The following is a 17,517-nucleotide window of genomic DNA, read 5'->3' as shown; positions in this document are numbered from 1 at the left end:
GTCCCGTAGTCCCTGGCGGGCGTGCGACGACAGCTACGGCACCTCGCCGCGTTGCCGGAACACCTGAACACGTCCAGTATTTCGGGCGTCCCTCCGCCTTGCGATGCACCGCATCCGACGCCGCACGCCGATCCACCAGGGACTACGGGACAGCCCTTGGCTCGGCGGACCGCGCGTGCCGGAGTCCTGCCGCGCCGGTCGCGCCCGCGCCGCGCCACGCGCGGACGGAACCCTGCCGCCCCCCCGGACGGTCGATCAGGACGCGCGTCCGCCCGGCCCCCGCGCTCCAATGGACGGGTGACCGCGCCTCCCGACGACTGCCTCGCGCGCAACGAGTGGCTCTGCGGCGCCTATCTGACCAGCCGTCGCGGGATTCTCTGGGACGCCGTGGTCCAGCACCTTCAGCTCACCGCCGTCTCCGTACTCATCGGGCTGGTCCTCGCCGTTCCCCTCGCCCTCGCGGCGCGCCACCGCCGCTGGGCGGCGGGCCCCGTCCTCGGTGTCACGACGATCCTCTACACCGTGCCGTCGCTCGCCATGTTCTCGCTGCTGCTGCCGGTGTACGGCCTCTCCGCCTCGCTCGTCGTCGCCGGTCTCGTCCTGTACTCGCTCACCCTCCTCGTACGGAACATCCTCGCCGGACTGCGCGCTGTGCCCGAGGAGACCAGGCAGGCCGCACGCGGTATGGGGTACGGCCCCGTACGGCTGCTCCTGGCCGTGGAGCTTCCCCTCGCCCTGCCCGCAGCCATGGCCGGACTGCGCATCGCGACCGTCTCCGCGGTCTCCCTGGTCACGGTCGGCGCGATCGTCGGCCACGGCGGGCTCGGCAATCTCATCTACTCCGGGATGAACACGTACTTCAAGGCCCAGGTGCTCACCGCATCCGTCCTGTGCGTCGTCATCGCCGTCGCCGCCGACCTGCTGCTCCTTCTCGTGCAACGCATCCTGACCCCCTGGACCCGGAGGCAGTCGTGAACACCCTTGCCGACGCCTGGTCCTGGCTCACGACCGCGGCGCACTGGTCCGGCGACGACGGCATCTGGAACCGCCTCGGCCAGCATCTGTTCCTCACCGCGGTCTGCCTGCTGATCAGCTGCCTGATCGCGCTGCCCGTCGCCCTGGTCCTCGGCCATCTCGGCAGGGGCGGCGCGCTGGCCGTCAACATCTCCAACATCGGCCGTGCCGTCCCCACCTTCGCCGTGCTGGTGCTGCTGCTCCTCACTCCGCTCGGCGGGCACGGCGAGTGGCCGACCGTCGTCGCGCTCGTGCTCTTCGCCGTCCCGCCGCTGCTCACCAATGCCTACGTCGGTATGCGCGAGGTCGACCGCGATGTCGTACGGGCGGCCAGGGGGATGGGCATGACGGGCCGACAGCTGATGCTGGGCGTCGAGGTGCCGCTCGCCCTGCCGCTGATCCTCACCGGTGTACGGATCGCCGCCGTCCAACTCGTCGCGACCGCCACCCTCGCGGCGCTGGCGGGCGGTGGGGGACTCGGCCGCATCATCACCGCGGGCTTCAACCTCGCCTCCACGGCGCAGGTGGTCGCCGGGGCGGTCCTCGTCGCCGCCTTCGCCCTGATCGTCGAAGGGCTCTTCGAAGCGGGGCGACGGCTCGCCCCCGAACGGTTCCGCGGCGAGGAACCCGGATGAGTCCGCGCAGAGCACTCCCCGTACTGGCGGTGCTCCTGCTTGCGGCCGCCTGCTTCACCGGGCCCTCCCTGGAGGACCGGGGCGAGGTCACCGCGCCGCCGGGCGACAGCAAGCATCTCACCATCGGCTCCGCGGGTTTCACCGAGAGCGATCTCCTCGCCCAGATGTACGCGGCCCTGCTGGGCCGGGCCGGCTACTCCACGGAGATCATCTCCGTGGGCAACCGCGAGATCTACGAACCGGCGCTGGAGAGCGGCCAGATCGACGTCGTACCGGAGTACGCCGCCACCTTCGCCGACTGGCTGAACGCCAAGAAGAACGGTGGCGACGCGGCCCCCGTCGGCTCGCCCGACCTCGCCACCACCATGAAGGCCCTGCGCTCCCTCGCCGCACCCCGCGGCCTCACCGTCCTCGACCCCGGGCGCGCCGTCGACCAGAACGCCTTCGCGGTCGCCGCCGCGTACGCGGCGGAGCACCACCTGCGGACGCTCGGCGACCTGGGCCGGTCGAAGCTGCCCGTACGCCTGGCCGCCGGCGACGAATGCGTACAGCGTCCCTACTGCGCGCCCGGGCTGAAGAAGACGTACGGCATCCGCATCACGGCCGTGGACCCCAAGGGGGTCGGCACCACCCAGGCCAAGAAGGCCGTGCAGAGCGGTCAGGACCAGATGGTCCTGACCACCACCACCGACGCCACCCTCGACTCCTTCGGCCTCGTCCTGCTCGCCGACGACAAGCACCTGCAGAACGCCGACTACCTCGTCCCCGTCGTCAACCGGTCCCGCGCGGGCGGCGAGGGCGTGCGCAGGGCGCTGGGCAGGCTCAACACCGTGCTCACCACCGCCGACCTGGCCCGGCTCGACAAGCAGGTCGACAGCTGGCGACGGCTGCCCGAGGACGTGGCACGCACCTACCTGGAGTCCAAGGGCCTCGTCCCGCGCCGCTGAGGGCTGCCCCGCGGATCAGCCCCGCAGCTTTCCGGGCAACCAGCCCAGCTGCACGGCCTGCTGGAAGGGCCCGCCGCCCTCGTGATCATTGAAGTCGTACACCTCGATGGCCTTGTCCCGGTGGGCATAGGCGTTGAAGGCGGCGAAGACGGTCGAGGGCGGGCAGGTCATGTCCTCCAGCGCCGTCGAGAACAGTGCCGGTGCCCGTCCGCGTGCGGCGAAGTGGACCCCGTCGAAGTAGGACAGCGTGGCCCTCGCCCGCTCGGCCCGGTTCCGGTGCGTCTTGAGGTAGTTGCCCACCTCGCGGTACGGGTTCCGGTCGGTGACGGTGAGCGCGCGCGGAAAGTCGCACAGGAACGGGACGTCCGGTGCGATCGCCGCGAGATCGGGTATCAGGCCGCCGACAGCGAGCGTGATGCCGCCGCCCTGGCTCTCCCCGACGGCGGCGGTGCGCGCCGCGTCGGTCAGCGGATGCGAGCGTGCCGCCTCCACCGCACGCACCGCGTCGGTGAACACCCGCCGGTAGTAGAACGCGTGCGGGTCCTCGATACCGCGGGTCGTGAAACCGGGGTACGAAGGTGCGCTGCCCACCGGGTCGGCGGTGTCCCCGACGAGCCAGCCGCTGCCCTGGCCCCGGGTGTCCATCACGAAGTGGGCGAAACCGGCCGACGCCCAGAGCAGATGGGTGTGGGCCAGGCCCCGCCCGCCGCCGTAGCCGATGAACTCCACGACCACCGGCAGCGGTTCCGTGGTGCCGGCGGGGAGCACGAACCAGCCCTTGACCGGATGCCCGCCGAAGCCCGCGAACGTCACGTCGTACACGTCGACGGTCGCGAGTCCCGTGCCCGTACGCAGCTCGAACCGGGCGTCGAGGTCGTGGGACCCGGCCTCGGCGAGGGTCTTCGACCAGAACGCGTCGAAGTCCTCCGGCTCCACCGACCGGCTGCGGTAGTCGCGCAGCTCGTCGAGGGGCAGATCGAACAGGGACATGCGGGACCGCCTTCTTCGCGGGGTGAGTGAGCACCGTGGGAATGGTTGATCACACCGTACGAGGGCGGACGGTGCGCCGACGAGGGTGTTCTCGCGTGGAGAAGAAGTGGTGCCCGACCTCTTGACGAGAGTCCGACCGGCCCTCACGGTACTCGTCAATGCGCATTGCTAATGCGCATTACCTGATGTGAGGAGCCATGGTGGAGGAACCCGGGAAGCGGGCCGGGCCCGGCCGTTCACCCGCACCGGCGGGCCGCACGGCCCGCCCGCGCCAGGCCGAGGTCGCACGGCTCGCCGGGGTCTCGCAGGCCACGCCCGAACGGCTGCGGCGCTGGCTCGCCGACGGCGCCACCGCGTTCGTCGCCGAGGAGACCGACACCGGAGGCGCCTGGCGCGCCCTGCGCCGGGCCGTCACCGAAGCGCACATCGACTGTCCGCGCGACGCCTCGCTGGCACTGCTCGGCAGCCCGCCCGCAGATCTCTCGGACGACCCCGAGCCCACCGGGTTCGACATCCCCCGCAGCAAGCTCGGTGCGGCGGCCGTACGGATGCTCGCCGCGCTGGTCGCGGGGGAGGAGGCCACCGAACCCCTGGTGGCCTGCGCGTTCCGGCCCGGCGCCACGGCGGGACCGCCGCCGTCGGCCCACCGGGGCATGGACGCCGCGGTGAAACAGTTGCGTGCGGACAGCCTGGACGTCCGCGATGAGGACGTGGCCCGCCTCTCGCCGTTCGTGCGGCATCACATCGACATGCTCGGCCGGTAATCCTTCCAACTCCCCGAGCTGCCCGGGGCCTGCGCCCGCTGCGTGATCCGGGCGTTTCCGAGGACGAGTGACGTGCGCGGGCCCGCGCGACCGTGCGGCAACGGATCAAGGGGTGCCGGCGCGTACGGCGGTGGTCGCCAGAGTGGTGTAGTGCATCGTGAAGCGGCCACCCAGAGCGTCGATGGCATGGCCGACCGCGCCCAGTATCTCGGCCAGCTGACCGGGACGAAGTTGGGTGAGGCCGCCGGTAGTGGGGAGCAGGTCCAGCCATTGGTCGCGCGTGTAGGACTGCTCCCAGTCGAATCGCCACTGTTCCGGGTCGTCGAACTGCTCGGTCTCGCGGATCTTGTCGGCGATCTCCGCGTACCCCGCTTGGTACATGTCCAGCGGACGTCGCGCCGGCTGATTGCTGAACGGGGAGTCGGGGCGTGCGTACAACGATGTGTCCCGACCGGCCGGGGCGCGCCCACGAGCGCGTCCTACGCGTCGGACACCGAGTCGAACTGCACCTCGTCCCGTCCCACCCCCCGTGCGTCCGCGTCCACCGAGCGGCGCAGCGCCTCGTGGAGTTTGGCCGGGGTCAGCACGCCGAGGAACCGTGACCCGTCCAGCACCGCGACCCACCCCGCGTCGTGCTGGAGCATCTCGCTGAACGCCCGCTTCAGCGAGGCGCCGACCGGCACCCAGGCGTCCATCCGGCGGGCCAGTTCGCCGACCGTGCCGTGCTCCCCGGCGATCCGCAACGCGTCCGCCGACACCCAGCCGTGCAGATCGCCCTCACCGTTCAGCACCACCGCCCAGCGGGCACCCGCACCGCTCAGCCGCGCCGCCGCCGACCGGACCGGTTCGTCCAGCCGGGCTACCGGCGGCTCCTCCAGATCGTCGGGCTCGATCGCGGTGACCGAAAGGCGCTTCAGACCCCGGTCGGCACCGACGAACCGTGCCACGTACGGGGTGGCGGGAGACCCGAGCACCGCCCCCGGACTGTCGAACTGCTCGATGCGCCCGGCCCCGTACACCGCGATGCGGTCGCCCATCCGGACCGCCTCCTCGATGTCATGGGTGACCATCAGGACCGTCTTCCTGACCGTCCGCTGCAGGCTCAGGAATTCGTTCTGCAGCCGCTCCCGCACCACCGGGTCGACCGCACCGAACGGCTCGTCCATCAGCAGCACCGGCGGATCGGCGGCCAACGCCCTCGCCACGCCCACCCGTTGGCGCTGGCCTCCGGAGAGCTGCGCGGGGTAGCGGGAGCCGTACGTCCCCGGGTCGAGGCCCACCAGATCCAGCAGCTCGGCCGCCCGCTCCCGGGCCCTGGCCCGCTTCCAGCCGATCAGCGCGGGAACGGTCGCGGTGTTGTCCAGGACCGTGCGGTGGGGGAAGAGGCCCACCTGCTGGATGACGTACCCGATCCGGCGGCGCAGCCGCACCGGGTCGACGCCGGAGATGTCCCGGCCGTCGACCAGGATCCGGCCCGACGACGGCTCGATCAGCCGGTTCACCATCATCATCGTGGTGGTCTTGCCGCAGCCGGACGGTCCGACGAGGGTGACCAGTTCCCCCTCGGCCACGTCGAAGGAGAGTCCGTCGACCGCGCTCGTCCCGTCCGGGTAGACCTTGCCGACCTGCTCGAACCGGATCATGCCTGCACGGTAGGAGGCCTCCGGGCGTGCCGCACACGGGCCGCGACTGTCCGTGTCACGGCCGTGTGCTGAACTGTCCGCGGCACATCTGATTCAGGAGCACCTTGTGAGCAGCTACCGGCACCCCGGCATCGTCTTCACCGACCGCTATTTCACGGTCCCGCTCGATCACACCGATCCGGGCGGTGAACAGATCGAGGTCTTCGGCAGGGAGGCCGTGGCGAGCGGCAGGGCCGGCGAGGAGCTGCCCTGGCTCGTCTATCTTGAGGGCGGCCCCGGCTTCGGCGCCCGGCGCTTCATCGGCACGGAGGCATGGCTGGGACGGGCCGTGCAGGAGTTCCGGGTACTGCTCCTCGACCAGCGCGGCACCGGCCTGTCCACCCCGGCCAACCGCCAGACCCTGCCGCTGCGCGGCGGTCCGCGCGAGCAGGCCGGCTACCTGGCCCACTTCCGGTCCGACGCCATCGTGCGCGACTGCGAGCTGATCCGTCCGCGGCTGACCGGGGGCGAACCGTGGACGGTGCTCGGCCAGTCCTTCGGCGGCTTCTGCGCGGTCCGCTATCTGTCGGCCGCCCCCGAAGGGCTCAGGGCCGTCCTCGTCACCGGTGGGCTGCCCTCGCTCGACGCACACGCGGACGACGTCTACCGGGCCGCCTACCCGCGGATCGAACGCAAGGTCGCCGCCCACTACGCCCGCTACCCGCAGGACGTCGAGCGTGCCCGCGAGATCACCGCTCACCTCGCGGAGCACCGCCCGGAAAGCGCGGGCCACCGGCTGACGCCCGAGGGCTTCCAGTCCCTCGGCATCCTGCTGGGCAGCGGCACCGGCAGCCACCAACTGCACTACCTGCTGGAGAACGCCTTCGTCCGTACGCCGCTCGGCACCGAACTCTCCGACACGTTCCAGGAGGCCATGCGCACGGCGAGCTCGTTCGCCGGACATCCGCTGTACGCGCTGATGCACGAGGCGATCTACGGCCAGGGCGGGCGGCCCACCGGATGGGCCGCCGAGCGGGTCCGCGCCGAATTCCCGCAGTTCGACGCGGCCGCCGCGCTCAAGGGCGACGGACCGGTGCTCTTCACCGGTGAGAGCATCCACCCCTGGCACTTCGAGGTCGACCCGGCACTGCGCCCGCTGCGCGAGACCGCCGAGCTGCTGGCCTCCCGCACCGACTGGGCGCCCCTGTACGACCTCGACCGCCTGGCCGCCAACGAGGTGCCGGTCGCCGCCGCCGTCTACCACGACGACATGTACGTCGACACCGGTCACGCGCTGCGCACGGCGGCGGCGATCCGCGGGCTGCGCACCTGGGTGACCGACGAGTACGAACACGACGGGCTGCGTGCCGGGGGACCGCGGGTACTGGACCGGCTGCTCGCTCTGGTCCGGGACGAGGTCTGAGCCGTTCCCGCAACGGGAGGAGCCGGTCGCGCGGGGTGCGCGACCGGCTCCTCCCGTTGCGGCGCGCGTCAGCTCTGGAGGGCGTCCAGCGTCGCGTCCAGGTTCGCGGCGGAGTGCGGGGCGCGGTTGTACGGAAGCTTCGACAGGGCCGCCGCCATCCCGCACGTGTTGGTCACGGCGGAGACGACGAGCCCGGATCCGATGCCCGCGGCGAGCCAGCGCGCGGCCGGGAAGCGCACCCCGGCCAGCAGGCCGGCGACCACCAGCGAACCCGCGGCGAGCCGGACCTGGCGATCCATCGGCCAGGTTGCCCGGCCCCCGGCCGGGCGGTCGAGATCGCGGCCCTCGCCCTCCCAGGCGGAGGTGCCGCCGGACAGGGTCACGGCGTCGATGTCGGCCGCCGCGAGGATGTCGCAGGCCCGGGTGGAGCGGACGCCGGAGGCACACACCACGAGGAGTGAACCGCGGGCCGCGGCGGACTTCAGGGCGGGCACGGCCTCGTGGAGGCGGTCCAGCGGGATGTTCAGGGCACCGGGAACGTGCCCGGAGGCGTATTCGCCAGGGGCTCGCACATCGATGACGGTGAACTCCGCGAGACGGGCCGCGGCCTGGGCCGGGGAGAGGGAGACGGGGCTGGTCACGAGAAGTGTTTCCTTTCGTTCACCGGGGATGAGGAGGGACTCGGCCTCTCCTTCCCCATTCAGGTTAGAATACCCCTCGGGGTATCAGGAGGAGGATGTTGTGGAACTCGACTTGGCGGCCGACGAACTGAAATCGGTTCTCAACCGCCTTCGCCGCGCTCAGGGCCAGCTCGCCGGGATCATCAAGATGATCGAGGAGGGCCGGGACTGCGAGGACGTCATCACGCAGATGGCGGCCGTGTCCCGGGCGCTCGACCGGGCCGGTTTCGCGATCATCGCGACGGGCCTGCAGCACTGCATGGCCGACGGCGGCGCCGAGCCGGCGGACCGCGACCAGATGCGGGCGCGACTGGAGAAGCTCTTTCTCTCGCTGGCCTGAGCCAGGAGCCGGGCGGGGGCAGGGGCAGGGCCGGGGGCGACGCCGCGGCTCACACGACGGCGTCGACGAGCATGAACACGGCCACGGCCAGCAGCGCCGCGCCGAAGATCCGCTGCAGCGCCGCGGTGGACACCTTCGCGGCCAGGCGCCGCCCGTCCCAGGCCCCGAGCACCGCCGTCGCCGTGAACGGGGCGATCACCGCCCAGTCCAGCGCGGTCGGTGTGGCGAGGCGGGTGACCAGAGCGGCCGTGGAGTTCACCGTGATGACCAGCAGGCTGGTACCGACCGCCTCGCTCATCGGGACGGCCACCACGGTGACCAGCGTGGGCACCGCGAGAAACCCGCCGCCCACGCCGAGGAACCCGGTCACGGCGCCGAGCCCGGCGCCCGCCCGCGCGGCCCGCCCGGCGGACACGGTGTCCTGCGGCGCCGGCCCGGTCCGGGGGCGGAGCATCCGTACCGCGGCGACCACCGCGAGCCCGGCGAACGCCGCCGTGAGCACCCCGGACGGAATCCGCGCGGACAGGGCCCCGGCGACCGCGGCCGGAACGATTCCGGCCGCGGCGAAGAGCCCGCCGGTCCGCCAGCGGACCCTGCCCTCCCCGGCATGGGCGACCAGCCCGGTGAGGGATGTGGCGATGACGATGAGCAGGCCGGCCGTGGTGGCGGCGGCCGGGGTGAAGCCGAGCAGGTAGATCAGGGCGGGAACGGCGAGTACGCTTCCGCCGCCCCCCAGCCCGCCGAGCGCCAGACCCACCACCGCCCCGGCGGCCAGCGCCAGGATCAGCGTGCTCATGCGACGGTTCCCGCCGCCCCGCGCCGGTCGCGCACGGGCAGCCCCTCGGCGGCCCACGCGGTCATGCCGCCCACGACGTCGACGGTCCGCGAGCCGCGGTCGGCGACCATCCGGGCCGCCTGCCGGGACCGGTTGCCGGAGCGGCAGATCACCACCACCTGACGGCCCGCCGCCGAGTCCGGCAGCGACGCACCCCCGGCGAGCCGGGACAGCGGCAGGTGGATCGCATCCGGGGCGTGCCCGGCGTGCCACTCGGACGATTCACGTACGTCGAGCAGAACCGCCGTGCCGTCGGCGACCCGCCGGGCGGCCTCGGCCGGGGTCACGCGGCCGGGGCCGCGTCGGAAGAAGGACATCAGGAAGGACATGGAGAACGATCCTCGGGTGCGGGTGCGGGTGCGGGTGCGGGTGCGGGTGCGGGTGAGGGTGCCGTGCGGTCAGGCCGCGGACGCGGGGGAGGACGTGGGAGCGGGGACGGCCAGGCTCAGGCCCGCCGCTGCCGCCGCATCGAAGCCGTCGTCGACGGCCACCACCTCGCGTCCCGCCGCATCCAGCACCGACGCGGCGATCGCCGCCCGCATCCCGCCCGCGCAGTGCACCCACACGACGCCCGGCGGCACCTCGGCCAGCCGTCGGGGCAATTCGTGGACCGGGATGTGCACCGCCCCCGTGATGGCGCCGACGCCGTGTTCGGCGTCCCTGCGCACATCGAGGACCACGAGGTCCTCGCCGAGCGCCCGAGCGGCCGCCAGGCCCGCGAAGTCGGACCTGCGGAAGGACCGCAGATCCGCCGGCTCGCGTACCCAGTCCTCGGGGCCGCCGGTGGCCGCGGCCACCGGCCGGCCCATGCCGACGCGCGACAACTCCCGCTGCGCCCGCGCGACTTCGTCGGCCGTGCTCGACAGCAGGGTGACCGGCTTCCCCCACGGGATCAGCCAGGCCAGGTAGGTCGCGAGCTGTCCCTCGCCCTCGAAATTGAACGATCCGGCGACATGGCCCTCGGCGAACGCCACCCGGCTGCGCAGATCCACCACCCACTCGCCCGCGGCCAGCCGCCGGGAGATCTCCTCGGCGTCGGCCGTGCCGGGCGGGGTCAGATCGAGCGGACCGGGGCCCGCCGCGTTGGCCGGTCCCATGTGCGCGTAGTAGGCGGGTACGTCGTCGAGACCGGCGAGCAGCTCGGCGACGAAGGTGTCCACGTCCTTGACCAGTGCGTCGTTGTGCTTGCGCGCGTCGCCGATGGTCGTCGCCGTTCCCCCGGTCTGCGAGGAGGAGCAGAAGCTGCCGAAGCCATGCGTCGGCAGCACGGGAACGGCGTCTTCGAGCTCGTCGGCGAGCCGGTGTGCGGAGGCGTGCTGGGCGCGGGCCAGTGCGGCGGTGAGCCGCGGCTCCACCAGGTCCGGCCGCCCCACACCGCCGATCAGCAGTGAGCCCCCGGTGAAGGCGGCGACGGCGCGACCGTGCTCCTCCAGCACGTACGACGTGTGGTGCGGGGTGTGCCCGGGAGTGGCGAGCGCGCGCAGGACGAGGCCGTCGTCGACCGGTGCGGTGTCGCCGTCGGCCACCGGAACCCGGGTGAAGGAGACCTCCGCCGCGGCCGGCACCAGGTACCGGGCCCCGGTGACGCGCGCCAGTTCCAGGCCGCCGGACACGTAGTCGTTGTGCAGATGCGTCTCCACCACCACGGCGATCCGCACACCGCGCAGGGCGGCCGCCGATATGACCCGGTCGATGTCGCGCGGCGGATCCACGACCACGGCGGTCCGCCGGCCGCCCGCCAGATAGCTGCGATTGCCGAGGCCCGCCGTCTCCAAGGTGTCGACGAAGAACATGACACGGCTCCTTCCGATTCGGGTTACCCCGGGGGGTATCTGTTCTCCAGATTAACACTTATACCCCAGGGGGTATTTCTCGCCCGAGTGGAGCGCACGGATGTTCTCCGTCGCGCATGCGTGGGTATCGCTTCTGAAGGCAAAACCGCAGGTCCACGTGTTGATGTTGTCCAGACCATTGACATGTAAGCGACACGATGTTGAATTCAGTGTTGTTGTGTTGTGCGACTCCGGTGACCTGAGTGATCAATGGAGGACCTGTGACGCCTCGCCCACCCCGTCTCACCGCGTTCGGTATGGCGGCGACCCTGCTCGCAGCCGGTCTGCTGACCGCCGCGCCGCCCGCCCAGGCAGCCGACACCACCCGGACCGCCGGCCCGGCGGCGAAAGCCGCCGAGGGGCGGAGAACGCCCGCCATCACGCCGACCCCGCAGTCGGTGAAGAGCCGGCCCGACCGGATCACCATCAGCCCCACCGTCACCCTGGTGGCGGGCCCGGTCTCCGACGAGCCGTCCCTGAAGGTGGTGGAGACCGCGCTGCGCAGGGCCGGCGCGCAGCGCGTCGTGCGCAGCGACAGACCCGGCAGGAGCGGGCTCACCGTCCATGTCGGCGACTCCGCCGCGCTCGCCGCCCAGCACCTCGACGGCCCGTCAGCGCTGCCCGCCGACGGCTATGTCCTCGGTGTCGGCGCCGGGCGCATCGTCCTCGCCGGCAAGGACACCACCGGCACGTACTACGCCGCGCAGACCCTGCGTCAAGTCCTGCCGGGGGCGAAGCATCCGGGCACCCAGGTCGCCGGACTCGCCGTACGGGACTGGCCCGGCACCGCCCTGCGCGGCGTCATCGAGGGCTTCTACGGCACCCCGTGGTCGCACGAGGCCCGGCTCGACCAGCTCGACTACTACGGCGAGCACAAGATGAACATCTACGTGTACTCGCCGAAGGACGACCCGTATCTGCGCGCGAAGTGGCGCGACGCCTACCCCGCCGACCGGTTGGCCCAGATCAAGGAGCTCACCGACCGCGCCGTCCAGCGGCACGTGAAGTTCACCTACGCGCTCTCGCCCGGCCTCTCCGTCTGCTACAGCTCGGACGCCGACGCCAAGGCGCTGGTGGACAAGTTCCAGACGATCTGGGACATCGGCGTACGGACCTTCGCCGTACCGCTCGACGACATCAGCTACACCGACTGGAACTGCGCCGAGGACAAGGCGAAGTGGGGGACCGGCGGCGGTGCGGCGGGTGCGGCGCAGGCCCATCTGCTCAACCGGGTGAACAAGGAGTTCATCTCCACCCACCCGGGCGCCCAGCCGCTCCAGATGGTCCCCACCGAGTACTACGACGTCGCCGCGTCGCCGTACAAGAAGGCGCTGGCCGAGCAGCTCGACCCCGATGTCCTCGTCGAATGGACCGGGGTCGGAGTCGTCGCGCCGACGATGACCGTCGCACAGGCCCAGGCCGCCCGCGCGGTCTTCGACCACCCGATCCTGACCTGGGACAACTACCCGGTCAACGACTACGCGACCGACCGATTGCTGCTCGGGCCGTTCAACGGGCGGGAGAAGGGGCTGCCCGGCGAGCTGGCGGGGATCACCGCCAACCCGATGATCCAGCCGTACGCCTCGAAGATCGCGCTCCACACCGTTTCCGACTACGCCTGGAACGACGCCGCGTACGACCCCCGCACCTCATGGGGCGCGGGACTGAAGGAGTACGCGGGCGGAGACCCCCGTACCGAGAAGGCGCTGCGGGCCTTCGCCGACGTCAACTACAGCTCGGCCCTCAACAAGGACCAGGCCCCCGAACTGGCGGCGGAGTTCGCCGACTACTGGACATCCGGTGACGCCGCGCGGCTCACCGCGGTGCTCAGTGCGCTCGGCTCCGCCCCCGACCGGTTGCGCGGCCACCTCCCGGACCGCGGCTTCATCGCCGACTCCGGCCCCTGGCTGGACGCCACCGAGTCCTGGGCCACTGCCGCCCGTACCGCCCTGCGCATGGTCGAGGCGGCCCGCGCCGGAAAGGGAGCGCGGGCCTGGGAACTCCGGCAGCAGCTGCCCGCGCAGGTCGCCGCGGCGAAGTCCTTCATGTACACCGGCCTCGACGGCCGCAAGGTGCCGGTCGTCGTCGGGGACGGGGTGCTGGACCGGTTCATCGACGCGGCGAACGCCGAGCACGACCGGATCCTCGGGGTGAACGGGCGGCCCTCCGCGTCGACCAGCCTGGGCACGTACCAGAGCAACACGCTCGCGCGGATGCTGGACGGTGACGACTCCACCTACTTCTGGAGCGACGGGGCGCCCGCCGCCGGTGACGGGATCACCGTGGACCTGGGCCGGGCGCGGGACATCGGCGACATCACCCTCGCCATGGCCAAGCCCGGCAGCACCGAGGACTACCTCCACGAAGGGGTGCTCGAGTACTCGGCCGACGGGCAGAGCTGGCAGCAGCTCACCGCCTTCTCCGGGAAGCCGGACGTCACCACGACCGCGCCCGCCGGAACGAAGGCCCGCTATGTGCGGGCGCGGGCGACCGCGGGCCAGGACAACTGGCTCGTCGTACGGGAGTTCGGCGTCGCCACCGAGGACGGCGCGGTGACGGGCGGACCGCCCGCCGCGACCGGATCCACGCTGCGGGCGGCGTCCGACGGAGACCCCGGCACCGTCTACCGGGCGGCCCGTGCCCCGGAGGTCGGGGAGTCGCTGGAGGTGGGGCTCGCCGCCGGGCGTCCTGTTCGCTCCGTCACCGTTCTCCAGCCGGCCGGGGCCGCGGGCCGCGCCGACATCCAGCTGCGGGGCGCCGATGGGGAGTGGCGGACCATCGGTGCGCTCGACGGCCCGTACACCGTGGTGTCCGGTGGGGACAGTACGGCCGACGCCGTTCGCCTCGTCTGGAGCGCGGGGTCGGCGGCGCCGCAGATCGCCGAAGTGGTGGCCGGGCAGGGCTGAGGGCCGCCCGGCGAATCACGGCCGGGGCGCCGCCCGCCGACTCCACCGGTCTCACGCCCGGTCCGGCCCGAACCGCTTCGGGCCGGACCGGGCGCGTCCCTGTACGCCCCGGCCGAAACCGGCGCGGCAGGTTGTTCCCAGAGGGGCAAGCGACCGCTTAGTATGCGCCGGAGCAGTGGTAATGCCGACAGTGTTGTGGAGGCCCCTCATGCAGGCATGGCGAGTGCACCGGAACGGCGAGCCGAGCGAGGTGATGCGGCTCGAAGAGACCGACCGGCCCACGCCCGGCGACGGGCAGGTGCTCATCGAGGTGCTCGCGGCGAACGTCAATTTCCCCGACGCGCTGCTCTGCCGCGGCCAGTACCAGGTGCAGCCACCACTGCCGTTCACCCCCGGCGTGGAGATCTGCGGCCGGACACCGGACGGGCGGCGGGTCCTGGCCACCCCCGCCCTGCCGGACGGGGGACTCGCCGAATACGTCGTCGCGGACGAGGCGGCCCTGCTGTCCGCCCCGGAGGCGCTCGACGACGCCGAGGCGGCCGCCCTGCACATCGGCTACCAGACCGGCTGGTTCGGCCTGCACCGCCGGGCGCACCTCCAGGCGGGCGAGACACTCCTGGTCCATGCGGCGGCCGGTGGTGTCGGCAGCGCGGCCGTCCAGCTGGGCAAGGCCGCCGGAGCCACCGTCATCGGCGTCGTGGGAGGCCCCGAGAAGGCCGAGGCCGCCAGTGAGCTCGGCTGCGACCTGGTCGTCGACCGCCGCAGCGAGAACATCGTCGCCGCCGTCAAGGAAGCCACCGGCGGACGCGGCGCCGACGTTGTGTACGACCCGGTCGGCGGCGACGCGTACGCCGCGTCAGTCAAGTGCATCGCCTTCGAGGGCCGGGTGATCGTCGTCGGATTCGCGAGCGGCGCCATCCCCGCTCCGGCGCTGAACCACGCCCTTGTCAAGAACTACTCGATCGCCGGGCTCCACTGGGGCCTGTACAACACCCAGGACCCGGCGGCCGTGCGTGCCTGCCACGACGAACTCACCCGTCTCTCGGCGCAGGGCGTCATCAAGCCGCTGGTCAGCGAGCGGGCCCCACTGGCCGGGGCCGCGGCCGCCGTCCAGCGGGTCGCCGACGGCGCCAGCACCGGCCGGATCGTCGTCCTCCCGGCAGGAGCCGCCCGATGACCACCCCCGACGCGGCCGAACTCCGCCGCCGCACCCAGGACCTGCTGGCCGCACACCCCCCGGCCACCACCGACCGCACCGACTTCCTCAAGGCCCGCTTCGACGCCGGACTCGCCTGGGTGCACTATCCGCTCGGCCTCGGTGGCCTCGACGCGCCGCGCACCCTGCAGTCCGCCGTCGACGCCGAACTCGCCGCCGCGGGTGCTCCCGACAACGACCCGCGCCGGATCGGCATCGGCCTCGGCATGGCCGCGCCCACCATCCTCGGCTACGGCACCGACGAACAGAAGCAGCGCTTCCTGCGGCCGTTGTGGGTCGGCGAGGAGGTCTGGTGCCAGCTCTTCAGCGAACCGGGCGCCGGCTCCGACCTCGCGGCCCTCGGCACCCGCGCCGTCCCCGACGGCGAGGAATGGGTGGTCGACGGACAGAAGGTCTGGACGTCCAGCGCCCATCTGGCCCGCTGGGCGATCCTCATCGCCCGCACCGACCCGGACCAGCCCAAGCACCGCGGCATCAGCTACTTCATCTGCGACATGACCGACCCCGGCGTCGAGGTCAGGCCGCTGCGCCAGATCACCGGCGAGGCCGAGTTCAACGAGGTCTTCCTGACCGGCGTACGCATCCCGGACAGCAGGCGTCTCGGCCCGGTGGGCGAGGGCTGGAAAGTGGCCCGGACCACCTTGATGAACGAGCGGGTCTCCATCGGCGGGGCACGCGTCCCGCGCGAGGGCGGCATGATCGCACCGGTCGCCCGCACCTGGCGCGAACGCCCCGAACTGCGGACCCACGACCTCCACCAGCGCCTGTTGACCCTCTGGGTCGAGGCCGAGGTCGCCAGGCTCACCGGCACCCGGCTGCGCCAGCAACTCGTCGCCGGACAGCCCGGCCCCGAGGGCTCCGGCATGAAGCTCGCCTTCGCCCGCCTCAACCAGGAGATCAGCGGCCTGGAAGTCGAACTCCTCGGCGAGGAAGGTCTGCTGTACGGCGACTGGACCATGCGCCGCCCGGAGTTCGTCGACTTCACCGGACGTGACGCCGGATACCGCTATCTCCGCTCCAGGGGCAACTCCATCGAGGGCGGCACCAGCGAGGTGCTGCTCAACATCGTCGCCGAGCGCGTCCTCGGCCTGCCCGCCGAGCCGCGCGACGACAAGGACGTCCCCTGGAAGGACCTGGCCCGATGACCGTACCGACCGAAGAGACCCAGGCGCCCGATCTGCTGTACTCGCAGACCGAGGAGGATCTGCGGGCAGCCGTGCGTTCGCTGCTCGCCGACCGGTGCGACGCGACGGCGGTGCTCGCCCGCGTCGAGTCCGGCACGCCGTACGATCCGCAGCTCTGGAAGGCCCTCGCCGCCGGCATCGGCGCCGCCGGACTGCTGGTGCCGGAGGAACTGGGCGGGCAGGGCGCAGGCCACCGCGAGGCCGCCGTGGTGCTGGAGGAACTGGGTCGCAGCGTCGCCCCCGCGCCGTACCTGACCAGCGCGGTCGTCGCCACCGAGACGCTTCTGGCGCTGGGAGCACAGGACGGACCGGTCGCCGAACTCCTCGGCGACCTCGCCGCCGGGCGGAAGTCCGCGGTCCTCGCCGTGCCGTTCTCCGCCCCGGAGCCCGGCGCGGCCCAACCGGCCGGCGTCGTGGCCGGCGCGCTGGAGGGGACCGTGACCGGGGTCGCCGACGCGTCCGCGGCCGATGTGCTGCTGGTGCCCACGACCGATGGCCTGTACGCGGTGGAGACCGCCGCCGCAGGGGTCACCGTCGCCCCCCTCGTCCCGCTCGACCTGACCCGTCCGCTCGCCACCGCCACCCTCGCCGGGGCCGCCGGAACCCGCCTGGCCGACGGCGCGTCCGCGGTCTCCGCCGTACGCCGGGGGCTGCTGACGGGCGCCGGACTGCTCGCCTCCGAGCAGCTCGGAATCGCCGAGTGGTGCCTGACCGAGACGGTCCGCTACACCCGGGAACGGCACCAGTTCAACCGGCCGGTCGGCTCGTTCCAGGCCCTCAAACACCGCATGGCGCACATCTGGCTGGACGTGGTGTCGGCCCGCGCCGCGGCGCGCAACGCCGCGGACGCCCTCGCGACCGGCAGCCCCGACACGCCGTTGGCGGTGGCCGTGGCCCAGGCGTACTGCTCGAAGGCAGCGGTGCGCGCGGCGGAGGAGTGCATTCAGCTGCACGGCGGCATCGGCATGACCTGGGAGCATCCGGCGCACCTGTATCTCAAGCGAGCCAAGGCCGACTCGATCGCGTACGGGACGGCCGGGCACCATCGCGAGGTGATTGCCGGGCTGGCCGAACTGCCCGCGCCGTAGGAGAGGAGAACGAACGGCCTGCGGCGCTGCGGGACTTGGGA

15 protein-coding genes and 3 pseudogenes are annotated in these 17,517 nt (G+C 72.4%); 11 read left to right on the top strand and 7 right to left on the bottom strand.

The features are described from left to right. The first annotated feature begins 297 nt into the window (after nt 1-297). From ACIOMQ_RS22230 to ACIOMQ_RS22220, 3 genes are read left to right on the top strand one after another with little or no spacing between them, the layout of a single operon-like run. Nucleotides 298-975: an ABC transporter permease gene (locus tag ACIOMQ_RS22230; protein WP_362202625.1), complete on the top strand. Its 678-nt coding sequence runs from the start codon at nt 298-300 to the stop codon at nt 973-975. Further along, the gene (locus ACIOMQ_RS22225) at nt 972-1,649 is read left to right on the top strand and encodes an ABC transporter permease subunit (protein WP_362202622.1); all 678 of its coding nucleotides are present in this window, start codon (nt 972-974) and stop codon (nt 1,647-1,649) included. Before ACIOMQ_RS22230 ends, ACIOMQ_RS22225 begins: the two co-directional genes overlap by 4 nt. Beyond that, complete coding sequence (locus ACIOMQ_RS22220; RefSeq protein ID WP_362202619.1) at nt 1,646-2,596, top strand: ABC transporter substrate-binding protein; 951 nt, start codon at nt 1,646-1,648, stop codon at nt 2,594-2,596. Before ACIOMQ_RS22225 ends, ACIOMQ_RS22220 begins: the two co-directional genes overlap by 4 nt. A gap of 15 nt (nt 2,597-2,611) precedes the next feature. On the opposite strand, the gene ACIOMQ_RS22215 is transcribed toward ACIOMQ_RS22220, so the two are convergent. Further along, on the bottom strand, nt 2,612-3,586 hold the full coding sequence (locus ACIOMQ_RS22215) for an acetylxylan esterase (protein ID WP_402189961.1): 975 nt from the start codon (nt 3,584-3,586) through the stop codon (nt 2,612-2,614). Between the two features lie 215 nt (nt 3,587-3,801). On the opposite strand from ACIOMQ_RS22215, the pseudogene ACIOMQ_RS22210 reads away from it, so the two are divergent. Beyond that, nucleotides 3,802-4,224 (top strand): annotated as a pseudogene (locus tag ACIOMQ_RS22210) (substrate-binding domain-containing protein); the annotation flags it as partial. A 9-nt stretch (nt 4,225-4,233) separates the two neighbouring features. After that, nucleotides 4,234-4,421: pseudogene (locus ACIOMQ_RS22205) on the top strand (hypothetical protein); the annotation flags it as partial. 34 nt (nt 4,422-4,455) lie between these two features. Here the strand turns inward: ACIOMQ_RS22205 and ACIOMQ_RS22200 are convergent. Both ACIOMQ_RS22200 and ACIOMQ_RS22195 read right to left on the bottom strand, forming a co-directional pair. Then, a pseudogene (locus ACIOMQ_RS22200) lies at nt 4,456-4,776 on the bottom strand (SAM-dependent methyltransferase); the annotation flags it as partial. Between the two features lie 53 nt (nt 4,777-4,829). Continuing rightward, the gene (locus ACIOMQ_RS22195; protein ID WP_401754422.1) at nt 4,830-5,993 is read right to left on the bottom strand and encodes an ABC transporter ATP-binding protein; all 1,164 of its coding nucleotides are present in this window, start codon (nt 5,991-5,993) and stop codon (nt 4,830-4,832) included. Nucleotides 5,994-6,099: 106 nt separating this feature from the next. On the opposite strand from ACIOMQ_RS22195, the gene ACIOMQ_RS22190 reads away from it, so the two are divergent. After that, nucleotides 6,100-7,395 (top strand): alpha/beta fold hydrolase, encoded by a 1,296-nt coding sequence (locus ACIOMQ_RS22190; protein ID WP_401754425.1) that lies wholly within the window; start codon nt 6,100-6,102, stop codon nt 7,393-7,395. A 68-nt stretch (nt 7,396-7,463) separates the two neighbouring features. On the opposite strand, the gene ACIOMQ_RS22185 is transcribed toward ACIOMQ_RS22190, so the two are convergent. Continuing rightward, nucleotides 7,464-8,036: a rhodanese-like domain-containing protein gene (locus tag ACIOMQ_RS22185; protein ID WP_362202607.1), complete on the bottom strand. Its 573-nt coding sequence runs from the start codon at nt 8,034-8,036 to the stop codon at nt 7,464-7,466. A gap of 100 nt (nt 8,037-8,136) precedes the next feature. Between ACIOMQ_RS22185 and ACIOMQ_RS22180 the strand changes: the two genes are divergently transcribed. Further along, entirely contained in the window at nt 8,137-8,415 is a 279-nt protein-coding gene (locus ACIOMQ_RS22180) for a metal-sensitive transcriptional regulator (RefSeq protein ID WP_362202604.1), read from the top strand. Nucleotides 8,416-8,464: 49 nt separating this feature from the next. On the opposite strand, the gene ACIOMQ_RS22175 is transcribed toward ACIOMQ_RS22180, so the two are convergent. From ACIOMQ_RS22175 to ACIOMQ_RS22165, 3 genes are all read right to left on the bottom strand, one after another. Further along, nucleotides 8,465-9,211 carry a sulfite exporter TauE/SafE family protein gene (locus tag ACIOMQ_RS22175; protein ID WP_401265242.1) on the bottom strand — a complete coding sequence of 249 codons (747 nt, stop codon included), beginning with the start codon at nt 9,209-9,211 and terminating at the stop codon, nt 8,465-8,467. Beyond that, nucleotides 9,208-9,567, bottom strand: a complete 360-nt coding sequence (locus tag ACIOMQ_RS22170) for a rhodanese-like domain-containing protein (RefSeq protein WP_401265466.1) — start codon at nt 9,565-9,567, stop codon at nt 9,208-9,210. The genes ACIOMQ_RS22175 and ACIOMQ_RS22170 overlap by 4 nt, the downstream gene beginning before the upstream one ends. An 81-nt stretch (nt 9,568-9,648) precedes the next feature. After that, a complete protein-coding gene (locus ACIOMQ_RS22165; protein ID WP_401987382.1) occupies nt 9,649-11,043 on the bottom strand; it encodes a rhodanese-like domain-containing protein in 1,395 nt (464 codons plus the stop codon). A gap of 260 nt (nt 11,044-11,303) precedes the next feature. Between ACIOMQ_RS22165 and ACIOMQ_RS22160 the strand changes: the two genes are divergently transcribed. From ACIOMQ_RS22160 to ACIOMQ_RS22145, 4 genes are all read left to right on the top strand, one after another. Beyond that, a complete protein-coding gene (locus tag ACIOMQ_RS22160) occupies nt 11,304-13,988 on the top strand; it encodes a beta-N-acetylglucosaminidase domain-containing protein (RefSeq protein ID WP_402189959.1) in 2,685 nt (894 codons plus the stop codon). A 208-nt stretch (nt 13,989-14,196) separates the two neighbouring features. Next, complete coding sequence (locus ACIOMQ_RS22155; RefSeq protein ID WP_402189956.1) at nt 14,197-15,165, top strand: NADPH:quinone oxidoreductase family protein; 969 nt, start codon at nt 14,197-14,199, stop codon at nt 15,163-15,165. Continuing rightward, nucleotides 15,162-16,349, top strand: a complete 1,188-nt coding sequence (locus ACIOMQ_RS22150; RefSeq protein WP_401265230.1) for an acyl-CoA dehydrogenase family protein — start codon at nt 15,162-15,164, stop codon at nt 16,347-16,349. Before ACIOMQ_RS22155 ends, ACIOMQ_RS22150 begins: the two co-directional genes overlap by 4 nt. Continuing rightward, a complete protein-coding gene (locus ACIOMQ_RS22145) occupies nt 16,346-17,476 on the top strand; it encodes an acyl-CoA dehydrogenase family protein (RefSeq protein ID WP_402189953.1) in 1,131 nt (376 codons plus the stop codon). The genes ACIOMQ_RS22150 and ACIOMQ_RS22145 overlap by 4 nt, the downstream gene beginning before the upstream one ends. Nucleotides 17,477-17,517: the final 41 nt, after the last annotated feature.

It is taken from the genome of Streptomyces sp. NPDC087845, assembly GCF_044742755.1.
GTDB lineage: Bacteria > Actinomycetota > Actinomycetes > Streptomycetales > Streptomycetaceae > Streptomyces.
This window is presented reverse-complemented; position numbering and strand designations above follow the sequence as displayed.

What these genes read in the sequence shown, in the direction of transcription:
- ACIOMQ_RS22220 (WP_362202619.1), top strand. Translation starts at nt 1,646, where the DNA reads ATGAGTCCGCGCAGAGCACTCCCCGTACTGGCGGTGCTCCTGCTTGCG.
- ACIOMQ_RS22215 (WP_402189961.1), bottom strand. Translation starts at nt 3,586, where the DNA reads ATGTCCCTGTTCGATCTGCCCCTCGACGAGCTGCGCGACTACCGCAGC.
- ACIOMQ_RS22195 (WP_401754422.1), bottom strand. Translation starts at nt 5,993, where the DNA reads ATGATCCGGTTCGAGCAGGTCGGCAAGGTCTACCCGGACGGGACGAGC.
- ACIOMQ_RS22175 (WP_401265242.1), bottom strand. Translation starts at nt 9,211, where the DNA reads ATGAGCACGCTGATCCTGGCGCTGGCCGCCGGGGCGGTGGTGGGTCTG.
- ACIOMQ_RS22170 (WP_401265466.1), bottom strand. Translation starts at nt 9,567, where the DNA reads ATGTCCTTCTTCCGACGCGGCCCCGGCCGCGTGACCCCGGCCGAGGCC.
- ACIOMQ_RS22165 (WP_401987382.1), bottom strand. Translation starts at nt 11,043, where the DNA reads ATGTTCTTCGTCGACACCTTGGAGACGGCGGGCCTCGGCAATCGCAGC.
- ACIOMQ_RS22155 (WP_402189956.1), top strand. Translation starts at nt 14,197, where the DNA reads ATGCAGGCATGGCGAGTGCACCGGAACGGCGAGCCGAGCGAGGTGATG.
- ACIOMQ_RS22150 (WP_401265230.1), top strand. Translation starts at nt 15,162, where the DNA reads ATGACCACCCCCGACGCGGCCGAACTCCGCCGCCGCACCCAGGACCTG.
- ACIOMQ_RS22145 (WP_402189953.1), top strand. Translation starts at nt 16,346, where the DNA reads ATGACCGTACCGACCGAAGAGACCCAGGCGCCCGATCTGCTGTACTCG.